7 protein-coding genes and 1 pseudogene are annotated in these 6,388 nt (G+C 38.1%); all 8 read left to right on the forward strand.

Translation table 11 applies throughout. The features are described from left to right. Window positions 1–98 precede the first annotated feature (98 nt). Window positions 99–539, forward strand: coding sequence for a hypothetical protein (locus tag DXB58_RS10845; protein WP_117913028.1), 441 nt, complete (start codon window positions 99–101; stop codon window positions 537–539). Window positions 540–642: 103 nt separating this feature from the next. After that, entirely contained in the window at window positions 643–1,269 is a 627-nt protein-coding gene (locus DXB58_RS10850) for an SMI1/KNR4 family protein (protein WP_233527276.1), read from the forward strand. A 54-nt stretch (window positions 1,270–1,323) separates the two neighbouring features. After that, window positions 1,324–2,013: a hypothetical protein gene (locus tag DXB58_RS10855; RefSeq protein ID WP_008620113.1), complete on the forward strand. Its 690-nt coding sequence runs from the start codon at window positions 1,324–1,326 to the stop codon at window positions 2,011–2,013. Window positions 2,014–2,103: 90 nt separating this feature from the next. After that, window positions 2,104–2,517 (forward strand): SMI1/KNR4 family protein, encoded by a 414-nt coding sequence (locus tag DXB58_RS10860; RefSeq protein ID WP_117971479.1) that lies wholly within the window; start codon window positions 2,104–2,106, stop codon window positions 2,515–2,517. Further along, on the forward strand, window positions 2,514–3,518 hold the full coding sequence (locus DXB58_RS10865; RefSeq protein WP_117971482.1) for a hypothetical protein: 1,005 nt from the start codon (window positions 2,514–2,516) through the stop codon (window positions 3,516–3,518). Before DXB58_RS10860 ends, DXB58_RS10865 begins: the two co-directional genes overlap by 4 nt. A gap of 73 nt (window positions 3,519–3,591) precedes the next feature. Next, window positions 3,592–4,140, forward strand: a complete 549-nt coding sequence (locus tag DXB58_RS10870) for a hypothetical protein (protein ID WP_009041193.1) — start codon at window positions 3,592–3,594, stop codon at window positions 4,138–4,140. 96 nt (window positions 4,141–4,236) lie between these two features. Next, the gene (locus tag DXB58_RS10875; protein WP_117913041.1) at window positions 4,237–6,117 is read left to right on the forward strand and encodes a P-loop NTPase fold protein; all 1,881 of its coding nucleotides are present in this window, start codon (window positions 4,237–4,239) and stop codon (window positions 6,115–6,117) included. Window positions 6,118–6,165: 48 nt separating this feature from the next. Further along, a pseudogene (locus tag DXB58_RS10880) lies at window positions 6,166–6,388 on the forward strand (hypothetical protein); the annotation flags it as partial.

The raw sequence follows: 6,388 nt of genomic DNA on the forward strand, positions 1-6,388 counted from the left end.
AAATACTACCCGCAGGGTGGAGATTTGGCATTTTTTGCGGATTTGCTTTCACCTCCGCCTACCTTCGTCAATGTTTTTCCAATCAGCTTAGGGAAAAAATGCCCTGTCAGTCTATTCCAGTCAATGGTAAGTTACTTGCCGGGTGCGGGAAGAAGAAGCCTTCCGGAGAGCCGGGAACGCCCGTTTCCCAAGGCAAGGAGATACGGGCGGGAGAAGTATATGGGAGCACGGTCAGGTTTCGGCTGCCGGACAAACGCCGGGGAACTCTTTCGGGCGGCACGGACGGATGTGTTCCGTTTGTCTTTCCGCCCCGATGTCCGGCTTCGGCCATGCAGCCTCACGGAATGGTCGGAAACGGACGCCGGGACGGGACAGCCCGTGCGCCAAGGTGCAAGCGCAAGACTGTGAAAGCCCTTTCACCCACGTTAGGGATTGCAGGGGAAAGCCCACAGCATAGCGAGGACTTGCAGCGGAAAGCCCGACCCGAAGGGGAACGCCCAAACAACCATCCGCAAAAACTGCTTTTGAGCATACCATAGAAAAAAGGAAGACCGAACGCTCCGAAGTTTCGTCCTTATGATATATATTTGTAATTGAGCGAAGATAATAGCGGAAAACGTAGATAATTACATGTCAGTGATTATGAATCAAAAAAAGGAAATATTAGAAAAATTGGCTTTCATAAGACGCCATAAAGAATTTGCATCTTTTGGAGTAAAGGAACAAGAGGTATCTTATAATCCTTGTCTATCTGAAGAAGATATTAAGGAGTTTGAGCATAAACATTGTATAACTCTTCCTGATGATTACAGAACTTTTATTTCTGAAATAGGAAATGGAGGTTTCGGACCGAGATATGGATTATTGCCTCTTGATAAAGCTATTGTTGATTTCAAATTAAGAGACAAACCTAATATTTCCTTGAATGAAAAATTCCCATATCAAGATAGTTGGAATGAAGAATGGATAACCTCCTTTAATTGGAACGAGGGATACCCGGAAACGGAAATTGTCAATGCGTATATTAGTACCGCACATATTGCAGGCTGTCTGCAAATAAGTCATTTCGGACATGGATGTACATTTCTATTGGTGGTGAATGGAAATGAAAAAGGACATATTTGGTTTGATGGACGAGCTGATTATAGTGGACTTGTACCGAAATTGAAAGATGGGCAAAGAATATCATTTATAGAATGGTATGTAACCTTTCTTGATATGGAAATTGAGAACATAAATGAATCACTAACACACAGCACTACCGCTTAAAGCGGAACGCTGTCGGACATTATCTGCCCAATAATATGAACTAAAAAAAGTGATATGGAAACTAAAGCGGAAGTCCTAAAATACATGTTTACAAGAATACAAGAGATGCTTCCTGTAAATGTGGTCAAAGCAAAAAAGAATAAAGACTACTTTACTTACATAGTGGAAAACGATTGTAGTATTGAGTTTTACTTTCAAACAACCCAAGGTGGATATGCCGGTAAAAACACTTTTTGTATGGGTGTATCAGCTAAAATAAAGAATCCATATTTATGTAGTCTTGTATTAGAACCATTAAATAAAAAAGACGCTGGTGGTAACATCATAGTTTGCTTTGATAATAATATTGATTGGTTTAAGCAGCATCTAATGGATATGGATTATTTTTTCGGGAATAAGAGTGACAAGACTCCTAACGTTGAGAGATTCTTAAACGATTTGAAAAAGGATTTTTTTCCGTATATCATACCTTTTGTCAAACAATATACAAAAATTATAGATTTTTACTCAAATTCGGGTCATATTCAACATATATATGCAGATAAACAGTTTAGCTTAGGAGTAATCTGTTCTCTCTTGTGCAACCATGAAGAGTTCATTGAAGAAACTTTGGTTCCATTAGCCAAAGCAAGTGAAGGAGGTTGGATATTTAGAGAATTTTTTAAGTGCACAAACTACGTTACCGATATAGTTGAGCCGATTAAGAAATATGTCGCAGAGAATAATATCCATTTTGAACAATGAGAAGAATAGAATGGGCAGATAAAAGCGGATTAATTGCTCTCGAAATGGTCGGTTATCCACCAAACATTATCCGTCAAAATAAAAAATAAAATGGAACTTGAATTTAACAATAAATCAGAATCAATTACAGCTAAGGATATAGCTGATGTTGAGCGGAAAAACAAATTTATTTTCCCGCAGGAAATCAAATCGTTCCTTCTTGCCAATAACGGAGGTCAACCAAATAAAACGATATACACTCAAAATAGTCAGGATTATGTGGTGGATTTCTTTCTGCCCATAAAGTCCACAGAATTTGAAGACTTGACGTATTCGGCAACAATAACTGATTTGAGTGATATAATCCCGAATACTGTAATACCATTTGCTATAGATCCATTCGGCAATTATTTCGTTTTTGACAAAACTGAAGGTAAAATCTATTTCTTGGAAATGGAAGAAGTAGCTCTTTCCTTATTGGCGAGTGATTTTGAATCGTTTATTTCATCATTAAAAAAGGAATGAGACGGATAACAAGCGGATCAATCTCATTTAATGATGATTATCCACCAGACATTAGCAACCCTGTAAATACAAATTATATGTTCATTGAAAAATTAAATCAATATACAGAAGAACAGATTATCGGATTAAAGAATGAAGATAATAAGTTGCGATTGTTGATAGAAGAACAACCTGACATAGAGAAATTGAAACTTCTAAAAGAAGCTATAATCAATGAAACGACAGAAGTAACATTGGTAATGCGTTCAAATAACAACAATCTGATTGCTTTCTCCTATTTTGAATGTATAAGTGACAATATAATAGGAGTTGAATCGTATAATTACACCGAGAATATTCTGAAAACAATTGAAGGAATTTCAATATTCAGAAATTTGAGGAGTATAGTTATTGATGCACTATATGATAATAAACTCTGTATTGACGAACTTGTTTCATTGGAGAAACTGGAAGAACTCTGTATGAGTTTTTATCCTATAACGAAATATCAATATCCTACATTGAACAAGCTGAACAGACTGAAACGATTAAAAATAAAAGGGTTAGATTCGAACATGTTGTCCTGCTTACCAAACTTGGAAACATTAACTTGTTTTAATTTAAAGGATGGGACACATTTAGGTATTAAGGCACCAAATTTAAGAAGCATAGATATATACCGTTCTCCGAAAATATTGAATCTTAATTTTTTATTGGACTTGAAAGAACTAAGATCTATTGGTTTAGAGGGACTTAGCAATGTTGAAGAAATGCCGGATTTAAGCAGCCTTCATTCTTTAACCGGTATGTCTCTTGCCAATATGAAACGGTTACAAAGTTTTCCTTTATATCACGAGAATTTAAAAAACTTACTCTTGCAATTGCCTTTTGATGTATTGGATAATATAATTCCTGAAAATCTTCCTAACCTCAAGCATATAAGTGTAAATTTGGGAAGTGATAAAAAAAACGGAATGGTATTAGATAGATTCAAGGGTATTTGTGAAGTTGGTATATGGTAAAAAAACAAGATTGCTGACAAACAGATGAAACATTTAAAGCGGAACGCTGCAAAACATTATAACCAATCATATCATGATAACGCTATATAAACAAATTGAAACAAAAGGTCTATACTACAAGGAAATGTGGTATGAAAATGCCGATAAGGTTCTAATTGAGCATTCTGGAAAAGTTGGATATGTTGGAACTATTGCGAAAACAAGTATGACAGAGAAAGAAGCAGCTATACGTTTACAGGATTTTAGTAATGTATGTGCGAGTGAAGGATATACAAAGTTGTCCGAAAATCAATTATGTACGATAGTAGTTCAATATCTATTGAAAAGCAAGGATGGGAACAAACGGGATAAATGGTTAAAAGACAAAGTTTCAGAGTATCTAAAAGAACATTTGGGCTGGCGAGGTATAGGTGTAGTCGAAAGTTTTGCAATAGATAACGGCAAATTGAATATTTATTGTATAGTCGTGGAGGAAGAACGGGCTGTATCCGCAATCAAATCATGCCTTAAAACATATCGGCTGGATTTGACACATGCGATTATCGCCGCCCGAAACTGGGATGATGAAGGCTTTAGGGTGAAATACTCTTATAAGCCTATTAATGATTTTTCGGTGATATGATTGATTATAACAAACAGCAAACCGACTGAATAAGCGGAAGGTTGCCGAACATTACGACTCTTTTCCGTAACTTTGAAACCTCTAATGAATATGGTTATGAATAGAAACATACTCACCTTTTTAAATGAATATGCGGAAATACCCGATCCGCAATATGCCATCATGTTGCGAGGTGCTTGGGGATGCGGCAAAACGTTTTTCATCCGCCAATGGATGGAGCAACTGAAAAGCAACAGAGATGCGGACAAGTTAAAATGGCAGCCTATTTATGTCTCTTTATACGGTTTGACCACTACCCAGCAAATCACAGAACAAATCAACAAGGAAATATCCCCGTGGCTGTACAGCAAGGGAATGAAACTTGCCAAGAATATATTAAAAGCCGCCTCGAAAATCGCTTTGAAATATGACATCGACAGTGACGGCAAGGATGAAGGAAGTGTAACCTGTGACTTGGACTCCATTTTGTTGTTGAAAGAAGAAAATTCAGAAATAAAAGGAAACAAGATTCTGATTTTTGACGACCTTGAAAGATGTGATATAAAACTGGAAACCTTGTTGGGATACATCAATTACTTTTCGGAACATTGTAAATGCAAGGTCATCATCATTGGCGATGAGAACAAGATTTCCGAAAAAGAGGGCGAAAAATCTAATTTGAAATTCAAGGATTTCAAGGAAAAGACCATCGGGCGCACTTTCGAGATTAAAGTGAATATAGAGGAGACACTCGATTTTTTCATTGGCGAAATATCCGCCAACAACAGAAACCTCTTGTCTGAGAACAAAGAGCTTATCATCAAGATATTCCACGCCTCTAAATTCGATAATTTAAGAGTCCTTCGGCAATGTCTGAACGATTACCACAGGATAATCATGGCTTTGCCGGAACATTATCATGAATCTCCCAAATACAAACTTATCATAACATCACTATTGGCAAATTTTGTCGCCGTTTACTGCGAGTATAAGGGTGGAAATACCGAAATTGCGAGCCTGTTCAACAGCCTGTACAATATGTTCCCAGATAAAGAGAAAAATGAGGAGCGTGAAAAAATCCTCTCCAAATACCATTTTATAGAGATAGGCAAGCGGTTGGATATTTTCAGTGATTTTATCGTCAATGAAATTGTCTGCTATCTGGAAAGCGGGTATTTTGACACAACCTATTTGCAGCAATACTTTGCAGCCGAAGACGCAAGTTTGAATAGTTGGGACTATCTGTATGATTATTGGAGACTGGATAACGAAGAATACGAGAAACATTACGAGGAAACGGTACGGTATTACTTTGCGGATAAAAGCGTTGATCTAAAAGAATTGTTTGTCATTATATCTATACTATCGGTTTTATATAGCGACAACCTTGTTCACGTATCCGAGGAAGACATCATTGCCCAAGGCAAGCACTCCATAGACAGGCTGATGGAAGGTATCAACGACATGGAGGGTTTGTTGAATTGTAGCTCAAAGGTACATGCGGGTACAAGAAGGAATCATTCTAATATTGGTTCAGATCGAATTTTGAATGTACTGGTTGCGTATTTTCAAAAACTATTCGAGCAAAGATTTGAGAAATGTCCTAATAAAGTGTCTGCCATGCTGGAAAATCTGACGGATGAAACTTGCGAACGCCTGAATCTGGCATTGAATGATGCAATCCCGGTCAAACAGCGTCTTTATAGGGATACTTCAATATTCCAAGAGGCTGATGCGGACAAGGTTTCAAAAAGTATTTTGGGATTGTCTAACGAATCACGCAACACCTTTCTGCATTTTTTGCAGTCTCGTTATAAATATACCTCCTATGGCACTGAAATAGAATACTTGAACGAATGCTGCCAATCGGATCTGCCCCAACTAAAATTAATCAATGAGAAATTAAAGACAGAAGCGGCAAACAGAAGATTGATAGAAAAGTATTCCATTGGGAAAATTACAGACCTGATAGATGAAATTACCGCAAAAGTGAAATAGCTATTCCCGTTCATCCTCGAAAGCGATGGTCTGACAAGGGATATGCCGATGATGAATTTCATTCCGTGTGACGGCACGGACGGACGTGTTCCGTTTGTCCTTCCGCCCCGATGTCCGGCTTCGGCCATGCAGCCTGCCGGAATGGTCGGAAACGGACGCCGGGACGGGACAGCCCGTGCGCCAAGGTGCAAGCGCAAGAAAGTGAAAACCCTTTCACCCACGTTAGGGATTGCAGGGGAAAGCCCACAGCATAGCGAGGACTTGCAACGGA

This window comes from Bacteroides sp. OM05-10AA (assembly GCF_003439055.1).
Taxonomy (GTDB): Bacteria; Bacteroidota; Bacteroidia; order Bacteroidales; family Bacteroidaceae; genus Bacteroides; species Bacteroides intestinigallinarum.

What these genes read in the sequence shown, in the direction of transcription:
- DXB58_RS10845 (WP_117913028.1), top strand. Translation starts at nt 99, where the DNA reads ATGCCCTGTCAGTCTATTCCAGTCAATGGTAAGTTACTTGCCGGGTGC.
- DXB58_RS10875 (WP_117913041.1), top strand. Translation starts at nt 4,237, where the DNA reads ATGAATAGAAACATACTCACCTTTTTAAATGAATATGCGGAAATACCC.
- DXB58_RS10870 (WP_009041193.1), top strand. Translation starts at nt 3,592, where the DNA reads ATGATAACGCTATATAAACAAATTGAAACAAAAGGTCTATACTACAAG.
- DXB58_RS10850 (WP_233527276.1), top strand. Translation starts at nt 643, where the DNA reads ATGAATCAAAAAAAGGAAATATTAGAAAAATTGGCTTTCATAAGACGC.
- DXB58_RS10855 (WP_008620113.1), top strand. Translation starts at nt 1,324, where the DNA reads ATGGAAACTAAAGCGGAAGTCCTAAAATACATGTTTACAAGAATACAA.
- DXB58_RS10860 (WP_117971479.1), top strand. Translation starts at nt 2,104, where the DNA reads ATGGAACTTGAATTTAACAATAAATCAGAATCAATTACAGCTAAGGAT.
- DXB58_RS10865 (WP_117971482.1), top strand. Translation starts at nt 2,514, where the DNA reads ATGAGACGGATAACAAGCGGATCAATCTCATTTAATGATGATTATCCA.